Annotated in this window: 17 protein-coding genes and 3 pseudogenes; 6 read left to right on the forward strand and 14 right to left on the reverse strand. The window is 59.1% G+C overall.

Annotation, left to right across the window (positions count from 1 at the left end):
* Positions 1 to 2: 2 nt before the first annotated feature.
* Positions 3 to 532, reverse strand: a pseudogene (locus PY650_RS01840) (zinc-binding dehydrogenase); the annotation flags it as partial.
* Positions 533 to 577: 45 nt separating this feature from the next.
* Between PY650_RS01840 and PY650_RS01845 the strand changes: the two are divergent.
* Positions 578 to 945: pseudogene (locus PY650_RS01845) on the forward strand (winged helix-turn-helix transcriptional regulator).
* Here the strand turns inward: PY650_RS01845 and PY650_RS01850 are convergent.
* The gene (locus PY650_RS01850) at positions 910 to 2,127 is read right to left on the reverse strand and encodes an MFS transporter (RefSeq protein ID WP_432761473.1); all 1,218 of its coding nucleotides are present in this window, start codon (positions 2,125 to 2,127) and stop codon (positions 910 to 912) included. The pseudogene PY650_RS01845 and the gene PY650_RS01850 overlap by 36 nt on opposite strands.
* A 355-nt stretch (positions 2,128 to 2,482) precedes the next feature.
* Between PY650_RS01850 and PY650_RS01855 the strand changes: the two genes are divergently transcribed.
* Positions 2,483 to 3,430: a diacylglycerol/lipid kinase family protein gene (locus PY650_RS01855; RefSeq protein ID WP_285877372.1), complete on the forward strand. Its 948-nt coding sequence runs from the start codon at positions 2,483 to 2,485 to the stop codon at positions 3,428 to 3,430.
* 6 nt (positions 3,431 to 3,436) lie between these two features.
* On the opposite strand, the pseudogene PY650_RS01860 reads toward PY650_RS01855, so the two are convergent.
* Positions 3,437 to 4,759, reverse strand: a pseudogene (locus tag PY650_RS01860) (glutamine synthetase family protein).
* 82 nt (positions 4,760 to 4,841) lie between these two features.
* Here PY650_RS01860 and PY650_RS01865 point away from each other — a divergent pair.
* A complete protein-coding gene (locus PY650_RS01865) occupies positions 4,842 to 6,209 on the forward strand; it encodes an aspartate aminotransferase family protein (protein ID WP_285877373.1) in 1,368 nt (455 codons plus the stop codon).
* Here the strand turns inward: PY650_RS01865 and PY650_RS01870 are convergent, their stop codons facing one another.
* The 3 genes from PY650_RS01870 to PY650_RS01880 all read right to left on the reverse strand — a co-directional run bounded on the left by PY650_RS01870 (position 6,210) and on the right by PY650_RS01880 (position 9,400).
* Positions 6,210 to 6,830 (reverse strand): NUDIX hydrolase, encoded by a 621-nt coding sequence (locus tag PY650_RS01870; RefSeq protein WP_285877374.1) that lies wholly within the window; start codon positions 6,828 to 6,830, stop codon positions 6,210 to 6,212.
* Positions 6,831 to 6,891: 61 nt separating this feature from the next.
* On the reverse strand, positions 6,892 to 8,388 hold the full coding sequence (locus tag PY650_RS01875) for a glycosyltransferase family 39 protein (RefSeq protein WP_285877375.1): 1,497 nt from the start codon (positions 8,386 to 8,388) through the stop codon (positions 6,892 to 6,894).
* Positions 8,381 to 9,400 (reverse strand): glycosyltransferase family 2 protein, encoded by a 1,020-nt coding sequence (locus PY650_RS01880; RefSeq protein WP_285877376.1) that lies wholly within the window; start codon positions 9,398 to 9,400, stop codon positions 8,381 to 8,383. Before PY650_RS01880 ends, PY650_RS01875 begins: the two co-directional genes overlap by 8 nt.
* Before the next feature lie 94 nt (positions 9,401 to 9,494).
* Here PY650_RS01880 and PY650_RS01885 point away from each other — a divergent pair, with 94 nt between their 5' ends.
* Positions 9,495 to 10,454, forward strand: a complete 960-nt coding sequence (locus tag PY650_RS01885; protein WP_285877377.1) for a lysylphosphatidylglycerol synthase domain-containing protein — start codon at positions 9,495 to 9,497, stop codon at positions 10,452 to 10,454.
* Positions 10,455 to 10,460: 6 nt separating this feature from the next.
* Here the strand turns inward: PY650_RS01885 and PY650_RS01890 are convergent, their stop codons facing one another.
* The 4 genes from PY650_RS01890 to PY650_RS01905 are packed head-to-tail and all read right to left on the reverse strand — an operon-like array spanning position 10,461 to position 12,847.
* Positions 10,461 to 11,702: an RNA polymerase sigma factor gene (locus PY650_RS01890; protein ID WP_285877565.1), complete on the reverse strand. Its 1,242-nt coding sequence runs from the start codon at positions 11,700 to 11,702 to the stop codon at positions 10,461 to 10,463.
* 26 nt (positions 11,703 to 11,728) lie between these two features.
* Positions 11,729 to 12,091, reverse strand: a complete 363-nt coding sequence (locus PY650_RS01895; protein WP_285877378.1) for a YciI family protein — start codon at positions 12,089 to 12,091, stop codon at positions 11,729 to 11,731.
* A 23-nt stretch (positions 12,092 to 12,114) separates the two neighbouring features.
* Positions 12,115 to 12,477 carry a YciI family protein gene (locus PY650_RS01900; RefSeq protein ID WP_285877379.1) on the reverse strand — a complete coding sequence of 121 codons (363 nt, stop codon included), beginning with the start codon at positions 12,475 to 12,477 and terminating at the stop codon, positions 12,115 to 12,117.
* A 10-nt stretch (positions 12,478 to 12,487) separates the two neighbouring features.
* Entirely contained in the window at positions 12,488 to 12,847 is a 360-nt protein-coding gene (locus tag PY650_RS01905; protein WP_285877380.1) for a YciI family protein, read from the reverse strand.
* Positions 12,848 to 13,003: 156 nt separating this feature from the next.
* Between PY650_RS01905 and PY650_RS01910 the strand changes: the two genes are divergently transcribed.
* A complete protein-coding gene (locus tag PY650_RS01910) occupies positions 13,004 to 13,234 on the forward strand; it encodes a hypothetical protein (RefSeq protein WP_285877381.1) in 231 nt (76 codons plus the stop codon).
* Between the two features lie 78 nt (positions 13,235 to 13,312).
* On the opposite strand, the gene PY650_RS01915 is transcribed toward PY650_RS01910, so the two are convergent.
* Entirely contained in the window at positions 13,313 to 13,711 is a 399-nt protein-coding gene (locus PY650_RS01915) for a VOC family protein (RefSeq protein WP_285877382.1), read from the reverse strand.
* A gap of 74 nt (positions 13,712 to 13,785) precedes the next feature.
* Here PY650_RS01915 and PY650_RS01920 point away from each other — a divergent pair, with 74 nt between their 5' ends.
* Positions 13,786 to 14,493, forward strand: a complete 708-nt coding sequence (locus PY650_RS01920) for a helix-turn-helix transcriptional regulator (RefSeq protein ID WP_285877383.1) — start codon at positions 13,786 to 13,788, stop codon at positions 14,491 to 14,493.
* Positions 14,494 to 14,876: 383 nt separating this feature from the next.
* Here PY650_RS01920 and PY650_RS01925 read toward each other — a convergent pair whose 3' ends face one another.
* From PY650_RS01925 to PY650_RS01935, 3 genes are all read right to left on the reverse strand, one after another.
* Entirely contained in the window at positions 14,877 to 16,379 is a 1,503-nt protein-coding gene (locus PY650_RS01925) for an AMP nucleosidase (protein WP_285877384.1), read from the reverse strand.
* A gap of 124 nt (positions 16,380 to 16,503) precedes the next feature.
* Positions 16,504 to 16,680 carry a hypothetical protein gene (locus PY650_RS01930; protein WP_285871688.1) on the reverse strand — a complete coding sequence of 59 codons (177 nt, stop codon included), beginning with the start codon at positions 16,678 to 16,680 and terminating at the stop codon, positions 16,504 to 16,506.
* Between the two features lie 182 nt (positions 16,681 to 16,862).
* Positions 16,863 to 17,201: a DUF2147 domain-containing protein gene (locus tag PY650_RS01935; protein ID WP_285877385.1), complete on the reverse strand. Its 339-nt coding sequence runs from the start codon at positions 17,199 to 17,201 to the stop codon at positions 16,863 to 16,865.
* Positions 17,202 to 17,511: the final 310 nt, after the last annotated feature.

Consider the following 17,511-nt stretch of genomic DNA (forward strand, 5'->3'; position numbering starts at 1 on the left):
GCTCACAAACCGGCCAGAACGACCTTGCCCTTCATCTTGCCCGTCTCGACCAATGCGTGCGCCTTCTTCAGATTCGCGGCATTTTATCGCGCCAAGCGTTTCGGTCAGTGTCGCGCGAATCTCACCGGCGTCGACTAATTCGGCAATCTTTGTCAGCAGCTTGTGCTGTTCGATCATGTCGGCCGTATTGAAGAGCGGGCGCGTGAACATCAGCTCCCAGTCGAAACCGCTTTGCGCTTGAAGGGGGCGTCGTCGAGCACCGTCGGATCGTCGATCAGTCCGCATCGGCCTTGTGGCGCGATGGCTTCGACGATCGAGGCGATATGATCGCTAGTGTTGGTGGTCGAGAAGATGAAAGCGGGTGCGCCGATGCCGAGAGCCCCGATCTGCGGAGCCAATGGCTTGGAGTGATCGATAAAAGGTGGGCGCCAAGTTCCTTCACCCAAGCCCGCGTTTCCGAGGCAGTGGCGATCACGGTCAGGTTGGTCAGTGACCGGGCGATCTGGATGGCGATCGAGCCGACGCGTGACGCAAGAATGCACAAATTCTGTACGTAGTACCCAGAAGGATACTGTAGATGTCAGTCCCCCGCGCCAAGCTCGTCAAGAGTTTCCCCGGTTGTCCGGTCGAGGCGACGCTAAGCCTGCTCGACGGCAAATGGAAAGGCGTGATCCTGTTTCACCTGATGGAACGAACGCTACGATTCAACGAGATATGGCGCAGGCTGCCGGCGCTGACGCAGCGCATGTGGCGTCACGCACCGTCTTCCCAGTCGAGCCGCCGCGCGTCGACTATGCGCTGACGCCGCTTGGCGCCAGCCTCGAGCTGATCATCAAGGCGATGGCGGTCCGGGGTGAGCAAAATGTCTTCTGCGATGCCGACATGCAGGTGGTGCGGCCTCTTCCGACCTCATGGCGTCCGGGCGTTGCGCTCGAGAGCAACTGATATCCCGAAGACAATCAGGCCGAAGGCGGAAAGCACCGCGCCGACATAGCCCGTCGATGCCGCCGTGAAGCCCCAGGAAATCACCAGTCCTCCGAGCCAGGCGCCAAGCGCATTGGCAATGTTGAAGGCCGAATGGTTGGAGGCGGCGGCCAGTGTCTGTGCATCCGCGGCGACATCCATCAGACGTGTCTGCACGGCGGGGCAGGCCGCAAACCCGCAGCCGATCAGGAACACGCAGAGGCAGAGCATCACCGGATTGGCTGCCGTCAGCGAAAACAGCGTCATGACGAAGACGTTGAAGACCATCATGCCGCCGATCGTGCCCTTGATCGACAGGTCGCCCAGGCGCGAGCCGACGATATTTCCGACGTTCATGCCGATGCCGAAAAGCGCCAATACGACTGGCACCATGCTTGTTCCCAAACCAGCAATCTGTGTTGTCGTCGTTGCCACATAGCTGAAGATCGAAAACATGCCGCCGAAGCCGACCGCGGCAATGCCGAGCGTCAGCCAAACCTGGATGCGGCGCAGTGCGCCCAACTCGCGGGCAATGCTCGCCCCTTCGTCGACTTTGTCTTTAGGCAGGAAAAGGGCAATGAGCAGCATGGTCACGAGGCCGACGCCGCCCACCATCATGAAGGCCGCCCGCCAGTTCAGCAGTTGGCCGAGGAAGGTGGCGATCGGTGTGCCGACCAGGGTGGCGATGGTGAGGCCGAGCATGACCTGGCCAACCGCACGCACGCGGCAATGGACCGGCACCATCGAGGCAGCCACAAGCGCTGCGACGCCGAAATAGGCACCATGCGGCAAGCCGGTGATGAAACGCAGAGCCGCGAAGCTTTCGAAGGTCGGAGCCAGCGCGCTCGAAATATTGCCGGCCGCAAAGATTGCCATCATCAGCAAAAGCAGGGTGCGCCGCGCCATCTTAGCGGCGAGAACCGCGATGACCGGGGCGCCGACAACAACGCCGAGCGCATAGGCGCTGATGACGTGGCCGGCCCCAGGCGTGGTGACACCAAAAGTATCGGCGACCTCAGGCAACAAACCCATGATAACGAATTCGCCGGTGCCGATAGCGAAGCTGCCGACCGCGAGCGCCAGAGTGACAAGGGCGATCGCGGTACGCGACGGGGCTCCTCGGATGGATCGGGAATCGATGACGTCGGCGGCGATATCGCTCACGAAAACTCCTTGGCGGCGATCATGCAAAAAGGCCGCTGAGCGGGCAACCGGGTGAAAACCGGCATGCAGGCCTCGGGCACAGGATACGAAATGAAAGACTGGAGAGGCACGAAAGCGCCCCGATTAATAGTATGAATCAGGGTGATATTGCTGTCGCGTGCATTTTTTGCAGTGCAGCATATCGCTCCCTGCATAAGTCTCAGCGAGACCTATCGCTCGACATGGCCGCCCGCTTTGATTGCTGTAAGCGGTTTCAAAACGCTTGAAATTGCCTCGACCAAAACCATTTCTGGATTAGCAGGTGTGGGGCAGCAGATTTTTTTGAGACAGATTCAACGGGAAACCGGGAGCCTCGATGAAACTGATCGGCTTTTTCAATCGCGATGGCGGTACGTTCAAAACGGCGGACATGGACGCCTACGAAATGAAGGCAGAGCAGGTTTTCCGGGATGCTGGCCATGATTTCGAAGGCTTGGTCGTGTCGGGTAGCGAAATCGTTGCGGCCATGGAACGCGCGGCGCGACGCGACGATATCGATGGCATAGTTGCCGGCGGCGGTGATGGAACGATTTCTGCAGCAGCCGCGGTCGCCTGGAAAAACGGCGTCGCACTCGGCGTCATTCCGGCCGGCACCATGAACCTTTTTGCACGTTCGCTCCACCTGCCGCTCGATATTTGGCAGGTGCTCGACGTTCTGGCGACAGGCGAGGTCGATCAAGTGGATATCGGCAGCGCCAACGGCCGGCCCTTCATCCACCAGTTTTCCGCCGGCATGCATGCACGCATGGTGCGCTACCGCAACGCCTATACCTATCGTTCGCGTTTCGGCAAGATGTCGGCCAGCACGCGCGCCGCCCTGGGTGTGGTCTTCAACCCGCCGGAATTCGATGTCGATTTCGAAGCCGGGGGAGTTTGCGAGCGCCGCCACGTCTCGGCAATTTCCATATCCAACAATCCGTTCGGCCCCAACACACTGCTTTATGCCGATGATCTGCGCGGCGGCGAGCTTGGCTTCTATACGGCGGGGCCGTTGCGGCCGCTCAATGTGGCGCGGCTCGCCATCGACATGCTGCGGGGCCGATTTCGCGAAAACGCCGATGTCATGGTCATGCATGCACGCGAGGTGCATCTGCATTTCCCGAAATTGCGTAGTTTGGCGAATTGCGTCATCGACGGCGAGCTGTGGCCGCTGGAACGCGATATCGCGCTGAAACTTCATGCCGGCGAGTTGAAGGTGATGATTAAGCAGGGCACGGCGGCGGAGGTTGCCGAGGAACACGCGGTTCGCAGCGCGGTTGTTTGAAATCCGTCAAAGGCGCGGCAGATATGTTCGATAGTCGAAATCGGACACGGTCCGCAGATAGTGGATTGCTTCCTTGTGCTTCGTATCGCCGTAGAGCTTCTGATATCGCTCTCCGAAAATATCTGCGATGAACGGGGAGGCGCGGAAGCGTTCGACAGCGGTGAGGAGATCATGCATCAATCGGGGCGCATTTGCCGTTACCTGGCTTGGTGTCGTCTCTTCGCCGGGATCGAGCTCATTCTGCAATCCAAGCAACATCCCTCCGAGGATCGCCGCCAGCATCAGATATGGATTGGCATCGGCGCCGGCGACGCGGTGCTCGATGCGGGCACCCGGCCCGTCCTTTTCGGGGATGCGCACCGCAGTTCCGCGATGACCGTAGCCCCAGGTGAGGTCCACGGGTGCGAATGAGCCCGGCTGGAATCGGCGATAGGAATTGGCGTAGGGCGCAAAGACCAACTGCGCGTCCTGCAGGGTCTGCAACAGACCGGCGCAGATCGATTTGAGCTTCCGTGGCTCACCGCCCGCCGCATCGAGAATATTGCGGCCCCGATGCTGGCGTGCACATGCAGGCCGGAGCCTGCGTGATCGGTATAGGGTTTTGCCATATAGGTCGATTTGAGACCGTGTTGGCGTGCGGCCTGCTCGGCCAGCCGTTTCAAGGCAGTGCAATCATCGGCGGCGGTAAGCGCGTCCGGACGAGGCAGCAGATTGACCTCGAACTGGCCCGGACCGAATTCCGCGGTGGTCGCGTCCGCCGGCAGGCCCTGTGCTTTGGCATAGGCGCGCAGAGTTTCGAGAAAATCACCGAGCAGATCGACCGCATCCATATCGTAGAGCTGATAGCCGTTCGGCTCGTCGCGATACATCAGTGCGGGCGGCGGCGAGGGGACGCCGCGCTCCCGCCAGTCGCCGTCGAGAAGGTAGAATTCCAGTTCGGTGGCAACGACCGGCGTCAGGTCGAGTGACTTATAACACTCGACGACGGCTGAAAGAATAGCGCGCGGATCCTGGAAACTCGGATTGCCGTCGAGCTCGTGCATGGTGGCCAGAACCTGCTTCGACCCCGGCGGCGCCCAGGGCATGTCCGCGAGGATCAGCCACGCAGGTGCCGTCGGGATCGCCGATCGTCAGCGAGAGGCCGGTGAGGTGGTCATTGTCGTCGCCCCAGATATCCAGGGATTGGGTCGAGGTCGGCAGGCGCACCGCGCCGGACCAGACTTTCTTTTCGGCTTCCATGGGTATCTGCTTGCCGCGCAGCCGACCGTTCATATCGACGATCAACACTTCGATGCGTGCGCTACCCTCGGTTGCGCTGTCCGCCGCCATGCCCTTGTCAATCCCTCATGCTCAGGTCATGGTCGTAAACGATCGAGACCAACCTTTCAATCCGATAGGGATTCTGCAAACGATGTCCGACACTTCCAGCCGTTCCAACCTCGCCGCCGTCGACTCTGCCCATCATCTCCATCCGTTCGCCGACATGAAGAAGTTGAACGCCGACGGCGCCCGGATCATCCAGCGCGGCGAGCGCGTCTATATCTTCGACAGCAATGGCAAGAAGTATCTCGACGGCTTTGCCGGACTCTGGTGCGTCAATATCGGCTATGGACGAACGGAAATTGCCGAAGCCGCCATGCGGCAGATGAACGAACTACCCTATTACAACACGTTCTTCGGCACGACGACGTCGTCGGCCACGCTGCTGTCGGAAAAGGTCTGCACCCATGCCGGATCGCATTTCAATCACGTCTTCTTCACCAATTCCGGCTCGGAAGCCAACGACACCTGGTTCCGCATGGCGCGAGTCTACTGGAGCGCTATAGGCAAGCCGACGAAGAAGACCGTTATCGCCCGCCGCAATGGCTATCACGGCTCCACGGTCGCCGGCGCCAGTATGGGCGGCATGAAATACATGCATGAGCAGGGCGACCTGCCGATCCCCGGCGTCGTCCATATCGGCCAGCCCTATTGGTACGCCGAGGGCGGCGATCTGTCTCCGGAAGAGTTCGGCCTCAAGGCTGCTCGCGAACTAGAAGAGAAGATCGATGAGCTGGGCGAGGATAATGTCGCAGCCTTCATCGCCGAGCCGGTTCAGGGGGCGGGCGGCGTCATCATTCCGCCCTCGACCTATTGGCCGGAAATCGCTCGCATCTGTAGGGCGAGGAACATCCTGCTAGTTTGCGACGAGGTGATCTGCGGCTTCGGAAGGCTTGGCTCCTGGTTCGGCTATCAGCATTTCGGTGTCGAGCCCGATCTCGCACCGATCGCAAAAGGTCTGTCTTCAGGCTACCTGCCGATCGGCGGCGTGTTGGTCAGCGACCGCATCGCCGATGTTTTGATCAATCAGGTCGGCGAGTTCAACCACGGCTTCACCTATTCAGGCCATCCGGTCTGCGCCGCTGCGGCGCTGGAAAACCTTAGGATCATCGAGGACGAGCAACTGGTTGAGCGCGTCCGAGACGATATCGGTCCCTATTTCGCTGAGGTCTGGGGCACCCTTGCCGATCACCATATGGTCGGCGAAGCCGTCAGCATCGGGTTGATGGGCGCGCTGCAACTCGCTGCCGATAAATCCACGCGCCGCCGTTTCGAGAAGCCCGACGCGATCGGCTCGGCAGTGCGCAATCATGCCTTGACCAATGGTCTCGTGCTTCGCGCCACGGCCGACCGCATGCTGGCCTCGCCGCCATTGATCATCAGCCAGGAAGAAGTGGACGAAATGGTGCGCATCGCGCGGCTGGCGCTTGATGCGGTGTGGGCGGAAACAAGAGCGTAGTCAGCTCTTGTCCGCCAGAGGTGGCGCATCCCATTTGCCGGCCTTGTGCAGGGCAAGTGTCAGCGCCGCGACGTGGATGACCTGGATCATCTTGCCCTCGAGCGCCAGTCCGATGGCCTGCCGGATTGGCATGCGGATAAGCCGAGTGCGTTCCGTCGGATCGTCGGCGGGCTTCATGGTGATCTCGACGTTGCGAGCAAGCACAATGTGGGAAAGGTTCGAGTGGGTAGCCGGATTCGGTGCAAGGGCGCCGACATACTCCCATTCGGAAGCAGAGAGGCCGGTTTCCTCTCTGAGTTCGCGCGCGGCCGCCTCGACCGGGTTGGCATCGCTGGCATCCATAGCCCCACCTGGCACCTCCAGTGCGACGACGCCCAGACCATGCCGATATTGTTGGAGCAGGTAGATATTGTCCTCCGCATCGAGCGCCACCACCTCCACCCAATCGGGATATTCCAACACATAATAGGGGGCAATCTCCACGCCCTCCGCCGTCACACAAGTGTCTGCTCTAACTTTCAGCCACCGATCGTGAAGCAGATGGGTAGAACTCTTGACCTGCCACGGCGGGAGATCGGCAGAGTCAGGCAAGGTTGTCGCGAGCTTATCGGTCTGGTCCATGAGCTGTTATGGCCTAGAAGTTGAGAATGGAGAGCAGTTCCGCGGATCGGATAATCGGTGTTTATTTCGGATAGATCCAGAAATAGCCGAAGGTCGCCATGTCGCCAGGCTTTCCGTGGATGTATTGGACATTCGCGAGCTTGACGTCCGGCTCCCGATATTGCGAACCGAGCGTTTCCTGCAACCAGTTCGTTAATGCCGCCGGCACACCGTCGGCGTTCTTGCCCGGCCGCCAGACGACGAGGATCGGCTTGTCGCCGCTCCATTGAAAGTTTGTCTTCAGATTTCCGAAGAACAGTGACATGGCCGGCACGTGCGGCAGTTGCAAATGCAGATTACCGGCCTGCAGCCAGTTGTCCGTCAGCACCAGTCCCGGCGTTTTGCCCTCCAACGTCAGGGCTTGGCTCACGAAGGCGGGGTAGGGCGTGTTGTAGTGATCATAGGAGCCGAAGAGCGTCGGAAAAGTGACACGGATCAAGAGTAGCGCCGGAATGATCAGCATCATCGCAAGCGGAATATAGAAGAAGCGCTTGCCGAAATCCGCCGCCTTGATGCCGGCCGCTTCAATCTTTAGGCACAGATAGATCGGCAGCAGGAACAGGAAGGGCAAGAGCCACCGGTCCCGCAGCGCTGTCATGCCAATTGCGACGATCAGGATCAGCACCAGCACAGCGATGGCAGCGAAGAGGATTCCAAAAAAACGAGTCCATTCGTTCGAGTGCCCCAGTTTTTTGAAGAGGCTCTTGCCGAAGACCAACAAATAAACGACGAGCGTCGGTGCGCAGATGACGACGACCAATTTTACAAATTCCAATGGCCCCTGCACCAGCTTAGCAAAGGCGCTTTGCGGGGCACCCTCCTCCATGATCCCCAAGGTCCGCCCCGAGGCAATATCGAGATTGTGGATCAGCCAGAGCCCGTGCGGCAAAAAGATCAACAGGGCGATTACGAGCGTCAGCAGAAAGCGCCAGTTGAAGATGCGCGAACGTCCCTGCGGATGCACCATGACGGCGACGATGGCCGCGATGGCAAGTAGGGCGAAATTATATTTCGACAGCATGCCGAGGCCGAGCGCTATGCCCGTGAACACGTAGGAACCCGTGCTTGGCGTCTTCAGCGTGCGGATTGCACCATAGAGGAAGAGATTGATCGTCAGAAGCTGCGCGACCGTATGCGTCAGATCACGCTGTGCCTCCCAGAAGAGCTGTGGAATGGTGAACAACGACAGCGTGGCGATCGCCGCCAAAACCTTGTCGGACAGCACCAGCTTTGCCAGCTTGTAATAGCTGAGGAACACCAGGAACAGCACGATGTTCTTGACGATGGATATCGTCGCCAGTGACAGTCCGAAGGCGGATACCGCCAGCGCCTGCACCCAGTTGTAGAGCGGCGGCTGCGAATCGTAGCCGAGTGTCAGCCATTGCGAGAAAAGCGCCTGCTGTGACTCGTCGTAGCGCATGCCGTGCGGCATGGCGAGCCGCACCAGGAATTCAAGGAGGAAGTAACCGGCAAACAAAGGGATGATGGTATCCGGTCGGCGGACCAGAAGCCTATGCATCCTGATTATCCCGATCGAAGATCTTGCGGACGATGTAGTTCGGCGACAAATCGTCACGATAATAGATGCGCGCGATCATCTCGGCCAAAATGCCTGTGGTGATCATCTGCACCGACGACAGCAGGAGCACGACCCCGACCAGCAACAGCGGCCTGTTGCCGATATCGTCGCCGAAGATGAACTTATCGACAAAGAGCCATAGCAGGATCAGGCCGGCGAGCGCCCCGAGGCCGAGGCCGAGAGAGCCGAAGAAATGGCCCGGCCGCGCCTTGTAGCGCATGAAGAACATGACCGACAGCAGGTCGAGGATGACACGAAAGGTGCGCGAAATTCCGTACTTCGATGTGCCGTGCTCGCGCGCGTGGTGGGTTACCACCACTTCGCCGATCCGCGAGCTCGGTACGACACCGGCGACCCAGGCGGGGATGAAGCGATGCATCTCGCCCATCAGCTTCACCTGCTTGATGATCGAGGCACGGTAGATTTTCAGGCTGCAGCCATAATCGTGCAGCTTGACGCCGGTGATGCGGCCGATGAGATAGTTTGCGCACCAGGAGGGGATCTTGCGCAGGAAAAGCCCGTCCTGCCGGTTCTTGCGCCAGCCAACGAGCAGGTCGAGATGCCGACGTTCCAACTCTTCGACCATCGAGGGGATATCTTTCGGATCGTTCTGCAAATCGCCGTCCATCGTGGCGATCAGCCGGCCGTTGGCGGTGTCGATGCCGGCCTGCATGGCCGCCGTCTGGCCGAAATTGCGTTGCAGCTCGACAATGCGCAGCGTCAGCCCCTCGCGCCCGAGCGACCGGCGCGCATTGGCAAGCGTGGCATCAGTGCTGCCGTCGTCGATCAGAATCAGTTCCCAGGGTTTGATGAAACCCACCATGGCGGAACAGATGCGCTCGATCAGCGGTCCGACGCTTTCTTCTTCATTAAAGACAGGTACGACCAGCGAAAGTTCAGTGGTACTTACTGTGTCGGTCAGGGGGCGGATCGACTCTGCCGTTGTCTGCAACTCTTCTTTCTCCTAAAAGACCGGCAGAACCGGCCGGACGGAACGAGCGACATGTCCGGCGTCAGCCTCCGCTCGCATTGGGTGCCTTAACTACATGAAGACTCCGATGGTTGCCAGCCGACAGAACTGGTTTATTCGCAATCGCATGACGCTGCTGACATCGGCCGTCGTTCTTGGCTATGCCGCCTTCATCGAATGGTTCTGGGGCTGGAGTTCGATCCTGGGGCAATGGGGCAAAGTTGGCGTCCTGCCCATTCTGTTGGCACTGGCACTGCTGACCAGCACATATTTCCTGCGCACCTGGCGCATCTACGATTATTTCCCGAAAGAGACCGGTGGCCATTTCACGGCGCTCTTCCGCGTGACGCAGATCCACAATCTTCTCAACATCATGATGCCCCTCCGCACCGGGGAGACCAGCTTTCCGGTGCTGATGCGTTCCGAGTTCGGTATTCCCCTGGCGCGCGGGACTTCGGCGCTATTCGTCATGCGGCTGTTCGACCTGCATGCGTTGCTCGCCGCCGCGGGCATTGGCCTGGCACTGGCCTCGCCCTATCGCGCTCTTGCCTTGGTCATATGGCTTGTCTTCCTGCTTTTGCCGGTCGCCGGTTTTGCTCTGCGCCGGCCGTTAATCAAATTTGCCGCCAGAGCATTGCCGAAGAAGGCGCAGGGATTGGTGCATGAACTGGAACGCGGCCTGCCGGCGAATGCCGGTGCTTTTGCCCGCGCTTGGCTGGCGACGGTGGTCAATTGGCTGGTGAAGGTCGTGGTGCTCGCCTGGGCGCTTCGTCTGATGAATGTCACGCCGCTGTCGGCAAGTTTCGGCGGCGCGCTTGGTGGCGAGCTTTCCTCTGTGCTACCGGTGCACGCGCCCGGTGGGGTCGGCACTTATCCGGCCGGCATCACCGCCGGCGCGATCGCATTCGGAGCGCCGGGACAAAACGCCGCGCTCGACAACTTGGCCCAGGCCAGCATCAACGCGCATCTCCTGATCATCGTTTCGGCTTTGACGGGAACGGCTCTTGCCCTGGTGATTTCAAAGAAGCGCCACTGAATCGGCCTATCTTTGAGCGCTGTCGCCAAGTTCCGTTAGCCGCTTGCGCAGGAACGCCTGCTCAGGCGCCTGATGGCAAAGTGAAAGCGCCGCCTCATAGGACTGTCGCGCTTCATCTTGACGGCTGAGTTGGCGCAGGAAATCGGCCTTTGCAGCGTGGGCCAGATGGTATCGAGCCAACCGGTCTTCACTCAGGAGGTCGTCGACGATCTCGAGTGCGGCCGCCGGCCCATTACACATTGAAACTGCGACCGCCCGGTTGAGTTCGATGACCGGAGATGGATGCGCCACCAGCAACAGGTCGTAAAGCGCCACGATCCGCCGCCAGTCCGTTCGCGCCGCCGTTGACGCGCGTGCGTGCTCGGCAGCAATTGCCGCCTGCAGCGCATAGCTGCCGACGCTTTCGCACGCCATCGCCTCTGCCGCGAAGGTTAATCCCTCGCGGATTCTACCATTGTCCCAAAGCCGGCGATCCTGATCCGCAAGTAGGATGAGATCGCCGGAAGCGCTCGCGCGCGCCAGCCGCCGCGAATCCTGCAGAAGCATCATCGCCAGCAGTCCGGCAACCTCTGGATCGGGCAGCAACCCCAGAAGCAGGCGGCCGAGACGAATGGCTTCGGCGGCGAGGTCGGCGCGGACGATCGCGGCACCGGAAGAGGCGGAATAGCCTTCGTTGAAGACGAGATAGATGACATGCAGCACCTGCGCCAAGCGCTCCGGCAATTCCGGCTTTGCCGGGACCTCATAGGGGATGCGGGCGGCGCGAATGCGGTTCTTGGCGCGAACGATGCGTTGGGCGACGGTCGGCGCGGAGATGAGGAAAGCATGGGCGATTTCTTCCGTTGTCAGGCCGCAGACCTCGCGCAGAGCCATTGCCATCTGGGCGTCTGCAGGGATGAGAGGATGGCAGCAAGTGAAGATCAGCCTGAGCATATCGTCTTCGATCTCTTCGCCTTCGGCGATCTCTGTCAATTCGCCCTCCGGGTACAGGCTGTCTGCGATATCTGCCTCCGAGGCGTTGAAACGCGCTCGCCGCCGGATGTGGTCGATCGCCCGGAAGCGGCCGGTCGAAACCAGCCAGGAATAGGGGTTGGCCGGGATAGCCTCTTCCGTCCATTGCTGGGCCGCTACAGCAAAGGCGTCATGAAGCGCTTCCTCCGCCCGGTCGAAATCGCCGAGCAGGCGGATCAGCGTTGCAAGGACGCGGCGCGATTGACGCCGGTAGATATCGTCGATTGTTTCGTTCAGCGACACGGCGGTCTTCTGTTCTCCTATCAGGTGCTGGGAAGGGTCAATATCCGGATCGGACGGATTTCGATGGCGCCGTATTGGGCCGAGGGGATGCGCCGGGCAATTTCGGTTGCACCGGCCGGATCAACCGCCTCGACGACATAGAAGCCGGCCAGATGTTCCTTCGTCTCCGCGAATGGGCCGTCTGTAGTGGCAAGGGCGGATCCAGGCGGGCGGATGACGATCGCCTTATCAGGCATCTCAAGTGCGTCCGAGAGAACCAACGTGCCCGAGCGTCTCAGGCCCTCGTCATACGCGAAATGTTCGGCGATCAGCGTATCGCCCTCGCTGGGGGTCAGCGTGCTTTCCAAGTCGGCCGGCATGTAGATCAAGCATAAGAACCGCATATCCATGTCCTCTCGTTCTTTGCTTATTCGTTCGGAAACCGGATGTCATAGGCCGCACGGACCTCGATTATTCCATATCGGGCGACGGGGAACGTGGCGGCGATGCTGGTCGCCTCGTCGATATCCTTGGCCTCGATCAGCACGAAGCCGCCGAGATGCTCTTTCATTTCGGCAAAAGGGCCGTCCGTGACTGTGGCTCCGCCTTTGCGCACTCGAACCGTTCTGGCAGTCTCCGGCGCGCGCAGTGCGTTCGCCACGATTATATGTCCGCTGTTGCGCAGCCTGTTGTCGTTATCGATGGACTCTTGTGTGAGCCTCCGTCCTTCTTCCTCGGTGAGGGTGATAATCTCGGCGGTTTCGAACCAGACCTGGCAGAGAAATTTCATTGTCGCCTCCTCACTCTTCAGGACCGAAGGAATAGATCGGCCGCACCTCGATGCTGCCGAGCTTTGCCATCGGAATACCGGCCGCCACACGGATAGCGTCGTTCAGGTCCTTGGCCTCGATCAGGATGAAGCCGCCAAGATGCTCCTTGGTTTCGATGAACGGGCCGTCGGTCACCGACGTTTCCCCGCCACGCACCCGCACCGTTACGGCCGATCGTGGCGATTGCAGCGCTTCGGCATGGATCATATGGCCGCTTGCAGCCAGATCCCGGTCGTAGGCAAGCGAATCCGAATCGAGCCTGTGCTTTTCTTCTTTCGTCATGGCATCGAACTTCGTGCCGTCGAACCAGACCTGGCAAAGATATTTCAACGCAGCGCCTCCTCTTTGCGTTTGCTGACACCCATAGACGAGCGGGCCGCGGGCAAATCGACATCCCGATCGGCAGCATGACAAAAAATTTCATCGCTGTCGAAAAAGAGCAAAGCTGCTCGACAAGGTTCCATCATCGCCACAGGAGAGACGGAGATGCACACCTTAGAAACAGCTCTGGTGAATCACTGGTGCAGGAAGACAGTTTCGGAGAAAGATCTGATGGAGCCGGTCGGGCTCGGTAAGGTCGTTCTTCGTACCATGATTGGTTTTGCCGCCATTGCGGTTCTGATCCTCTGCCTCAATTGGGCAGCAGATCCAGCGACCAATCGGCCGCAAGTAGCAGCTGTCGATCAAATGCGGCTGATGCCGGAGGGAAAAGAATGAGGGGCGAGGCACCCGCCCGAACTGAAGTGCGGAATGTGTGTCGCGAAACTCCGACTTTTTTTAATTGCGGTGCGCACTTTATCTGACGGCAAATCGCTTCTTTGCTTCGTCGGTACTCGGCATATAAAGTGAAACGGCATTTCCATCGGGGTCCCGAAACTGAAACGTTGTGTTGCCCCAAGGCATTGTCTTGAGTTCATGCACAAGGGGCACTTTGTCTTTGAGACGAGCATATTCGGCGTCGATATCGTCGACCTGAAACTCCAGGACGAGACTGCGATTGGCGCATGGTTCGGCGCTGCCTTCCTTCCAGAGCGCAACCGTTTCCGATGAACCAATCGCCAGTACGGCTCCAGGCAAGACGATCTCGGCAAAGACCGGCGCTAGCCACTGCGCTTTCAGGTTTGTGATCATCTCGTAGAAGGCGGCCAGTTGCTTGATGTTCGCGGTGATGATGCGTGTCGATGCAAATTTCATTGTAGGCTCCAATTGACATGATGGAGCTTGTCGCACAGCCCTGTTGCCACCATTATGGCAGCAGGAGTCAGCATATGCGTCGAGCCGATCGCCTGTTTCAGATCATTCAAATCTTGCGTCGTAGTACCCGGCGGGTGACTGCCGCCGACCTAGCGGAAGAACTTGAGGTCTCGAAACGCACCGTTTACCGCGACATTGGAGATCTCGTGGGCCAGAGGGTGCCGATTTCGGGTGAAGCCGGCTTCGGCTATTTGCTCGATTCCGCTTACGACATGCCGCCGCTTATGCTTACGCCTGATGAAATCGAGGCTGTGATACTGGGCGCCCAATGGGTCGTTGGTTGTTCCGACACTCTCATCGCCAATGCCGCCCGTGATGTCATCGTCAAAATTTCGGCCGCTGTCCCTGAAAATTTGCGACCGTTTATCACCGAGCCAAGCACAGGCGTGAGACCAGGTTCACGTCCGTCAATGGAAATCATTGATGTTGCCCAGATCCGGGAAGCGATCCGTCAGAGACGCAAATTGGCGCTTTGCTATCGAGCGGAGAACGGCGAGATAACGGACCGCATTGTGTGGCCGGTCATCCTCGGCTATGCGGAGAGCCATCGTCTGCTGGTCGCTTGGTGCGAATTACGGCAGGATTTCAGGCACTTCCGCTGCGACAGGATCACAAGGGCAGTTCCGTCCGATGAAACCATTGGCCTGCGCGCCGGCGAACTCCGGCGTAAGTGGGAGCAATGGAGAGCGGAACAATTGAAGCTACCCCAGACCCGCACTTAGGAAATAGAGAGCTGCGTCAAATGCGCTGTACAAAATCCGAGATGGCAACCTAAAATCTGGACACTAGATCGGCCGGTGCACCGTATTCAGGCCAGATTGCGATTAGCTCTTCAAGATTTGTCTTGATCGCACGGAAGGTCCCAGCGCCTCCTGGGCGCTGCCCATAAAAACGGTGTGGACCATATTGCCGCAGGGGCGGCAGCTAGCGGCAAATGGCACGCGATCACACCTCTCAAGCGTGACGCGCGCGCCGGCGCTATGTTCTTCGTCCAAAACAGGGACGCCGCGTTCCGAACCATGAAGGCCGATCGTCGAACCGCCATCAAAGCTCATCCACAACATGCATTCCCTCTGTAAACTGTGATTGCTGCCTTATCGATAGGTCACTGAAACGCGGTTTCGAAGAAGCTGCGCAGCTTGCGTGAATGCAGCGCTTCTGGCGGCATTGCCGCCAGCTTCTGGATGGCGCGGATGCCGATCTGCAGATGCTGGTTCACCTGCGTCCGATAGAAGGCGGTCGCCATACCTGGCAGTTTCAACTCGCCGTGCAGTGGCTTGTCCGAAACGCAGAGCAGCGTGCCGTAGGGAACGCGGAAGCGGAAACCGTTGGCGGCAATTGTCGCCGACTCCATGTCGAGCGCCACGGCGCGCGCCTGCGACAGCCGCTTGACGGGACCGGCCTGGTCGCGCAGTTCCCAATTGCGATTGTCGATCGTGCAGATCGTGCCGGTGCGCATGATGCGTTTCAGCTCAAAACCCTCGTAGCCGGTGATCTCGGCGACCGCCGCTTCCAGTGCCACTTGCACTTCGGCGAGCGCCGGGATCGGCACCCATACCGGAAGGTCGTCGTCGAGAACGTGATCCTCGCGCATATAGGCATGCGCCAGCACATAGTCGCCGAGCCGCTGGCTGTTGCGCAAGCCGGCGCAGTGGCCAAGCATCAGCCAGGCATGGGGGCGGAGCACGGCGACATGGTCGGTGATCGTCTTGGCGTTGGAGGGGCCGACGCCGATATTGATCATGGTTATGCCGGCATGACCTTTCTTTTTTAGGTGATAGGCAGGCATCTGCGGCAACCGTGGCGGGGTCGCGTTGCCCTCCGGTTGGCTGGAGCCGGGCAGCGTGATGATGTTGCCCGGTTCGACGAAGGCAGTGTAGCCGTCGCCACCCTTGGCCATCAGGTCGCGCGCCCAGTTGCAGAATTCGTCGATATAGAACTGGTAGTTCGTGAAAAGCACGAAGTTCTGGAAATGCGTCGCACTGGTCGCGGTATAGTGAGCGAGGCGCGCGAGCGAATAGTCGATACGTTGCGCGGTAAACGGCGCCAATGGTGATGGTTCGCCCGGCGGCGGGATATATTCGCCGTTGGCAATCTCGTCGTCGGTGGTGTTCAGATCCGGCGCATCGAAGAGATCACGCAGCGGAATATCTTCGAAAGCAGTGGCGGAGGCTTCCACATGCGCGCCTTCACCGAAGGCGAAATGCAGGGGGATGGGTGTCGTTGATTCAGACACGAGCACTGGCACATTATGGCTGCGCATCAGCTGCGCCAATTGCTCTTTCAGATAGTGCCGGAAGAGCTGCGGGTGGGTGATGGTGGTCGTGTAGACGCCTGGCGCGGTGACGTGGCCGTAGGAGAGGCGCGTGTCTACATGGCCAAAGCTCGTCGTCTCGATGCAGACCTGCGGATAGAAAGCGCGGTAGCGTGCCGTGATCGGCGCGCCCTTGGCGAGCTTGGTGAAGCTGTCGATGAGGAAAGCTGTATTGCGCTCATAAAGCTCGGTGAGCGCATCGACTGCCTTGGCCGGGTCATCGAAGCTCTGCGGCTGAAACGGAGTGGGTGAGGAAATATCGAGGGGTGAAAAAGGGGAGATTCTGTTGCTCATGAGCTATTATAGAGTGTCGTCCTTAACAAGCAAACGACGTTGCAAGGCACCGTCCAGGATTTTCGCAGCTATTTTTCATGCGGTTTTGCGGCTCGATGCTCGAAGATCGGTGAAAAATTGCCGACTACTGCACGGCCGTGCAATAGGGGCTGCCGGTCTGCAGGCAGGTGAAGCTTGCACCGAAATGCGATTGTGCGCCGCTGCGGCCGGTATTGTCGACCGCCATCGAAAACGTGATCGCGAAGATGGCGGCAGACAGCATGATGATGGCGAAGCGCCGCGCTATGATGATCCTGTTCATAATTCCTGGCCCTACCCGTGCCCTATGCTGGACACTGTTTTGCCATGGTCAGGCTGAACAGGTGCTGAGATACCAGTTCATCCGGCGTTCAGAAAGATTAGCGCGCGTAACCTTGGGCCGAAGGTCTTCCGGGGGCGGGGGACGTATTGAATTGGCCTTACGTCCCCCGGACGAAGTACTTTCTAAAGCTTCGTCCAAGTTTGTGATTTGCAGAAGACCTTCATTACGCAGCCCTGCATTTTCACCGTATTGCCTTTTACTGTCCCGGACCCGTCATAGGTCTTGTTGGCCTCGGGGTCTGTGAGTTGGCCAGTGTAGGTGCCGTCCTTGCCCTGCATTTTGCCGATCTGCCGACCGGCATATTTCCCGGTCTTCAGCGTCACGCAGTAACTGCTGCCGCATGGCGCGATGGCGGCGGTCTCGCCCTCAGTAGTCTTCCAATTGCCGACAATTGGTTCGTCAGCCAAAGCTGCACTCGCGCTGAAGACCAGCGCGGCTGCGAGAATGGTAGCACGGATCATAGCTTTCTTCCCCCATGGTTCTCCGGCACTGGGGCCGGGGCTGCACTGAAACTATCCAGCGCGAACGTAAAGGTAAATACTCCTTGTGGCGCGCGAATTTATGGCTTCCTGGGCGTCAGCGTCTCGCTGAAAAATAACGTGCCTTGTTTTTGATGGCTGCTTTCGTGGTGAACGAAGGGTTTAGATCTAAACCTTAACGATGTGTAAAACCCGCTCGAAAATCCTTAATTTGCAGGGGAAGCGATGTTTAACAAAACCCCAAGTTTACAAAGCATTTGTACTTTGTTTGCATCGAATTAAGCATGCATTT

This window comes from Martinezella calliandrae (assembly GCF_030272695.1).
Lineage (GTDB): Bacteria > Pseudomonadota > Alphaproteobacteria > Rhizobiales > Rhizobiaceae > Rhizobium > Rhizobium calliandrae.

Bases quoted from the DNA above. Each gene is read 5' to 3' on its own strand.
- PY650_RS01855 (WP_285877372.1), top strand. From the start codon at position 2,483: ATGAAACTGATCGGCTTTTTCAATCGCGATGGCGGTACGTTCAAAACG.
- PY650_RS01865 (WP_285877373.1), top strand. From the start codon at position 4,842: ATGTCCGACACTTCCAGCCGTTCCAACCTCGCCGCCGTCGACTCTGCC.
- PY650_RS01870 (WP_285877374.1), bottom strand. From the start codon at position 6,830: ATGGACCAGACCGATAAGCTCGCGACAACCTTGCCTGACTCTGCCGAT.
- PY650_RS01875 (WP_285877375.1), bottom strand. From the start codon at position 8,388: ATGCATAGGCTTCTGGTCCGCCGACCGGATACCATCATCCCTTTGTTT.
- PY650_RS01885 (WP_285877377.1), top strand. From the start codon at position 9,495: ATGAAGACTCCGATGGTTGCCAGCCGACAGAACTGGTTTATTCGCAAT.
- PY650_RS01895 (WP_285877378.1), bottom strand. From the start codon at position 12,091: ATGCGGTTCTTATGCTTGATCTACATGCCGGCCGACTTGGAAAGCACG.
- PY650_RS01900 (WP_285877379.1), bottom strand. From the start codon at position 12,477: ATGAAATTTCTCTGCCAGGTCTGGTTCGAAACCGCCGAGATTATCACC.
- PY650_RS01910 (WP_285877381.1), top strand. From the start codon at position 13,004: ATGCACACCTTAGAAACAGCTCTGGTGAATCACTGGTGCAGGAAGACA.
- PY650_RS01915 (WP_285877382.1), bottom strand. From the start codon at position 13,711: ATGAAATTTGCATCGACACGCATCATCACCGCGAACATCAAGCAACTG.
- PY650_RS01920 (WP_285877383.1), top strand. From the start codon at position 13,786: ATGCGTCGAGCCGATCGCCTGTTTCAGATCATTCAAATCTTGCGTCGT.
- PY650_RS01925 (WP_285877384.1), bottom strand. From the start codon at position 16,379: ATGAGCAACAGAATCTCCCCTTTTTCACCCCTCGATATTTCCTCACCC.
- PY650_RS01930 (WP_285871688.1), bottom strand. From the start codon at position 16,680: ATGAACAGGATCATCATAGCGCGGCGCTTCGCCATCATCATGCTGTCT.
- PY650_RS01935 (WP_285877385.1), bottom strand. From the start codon at position 17,201: ATGATCCGTGCTACCATTCTCGCAGCCGCGCTGGTCTTCAGCGCGAGT.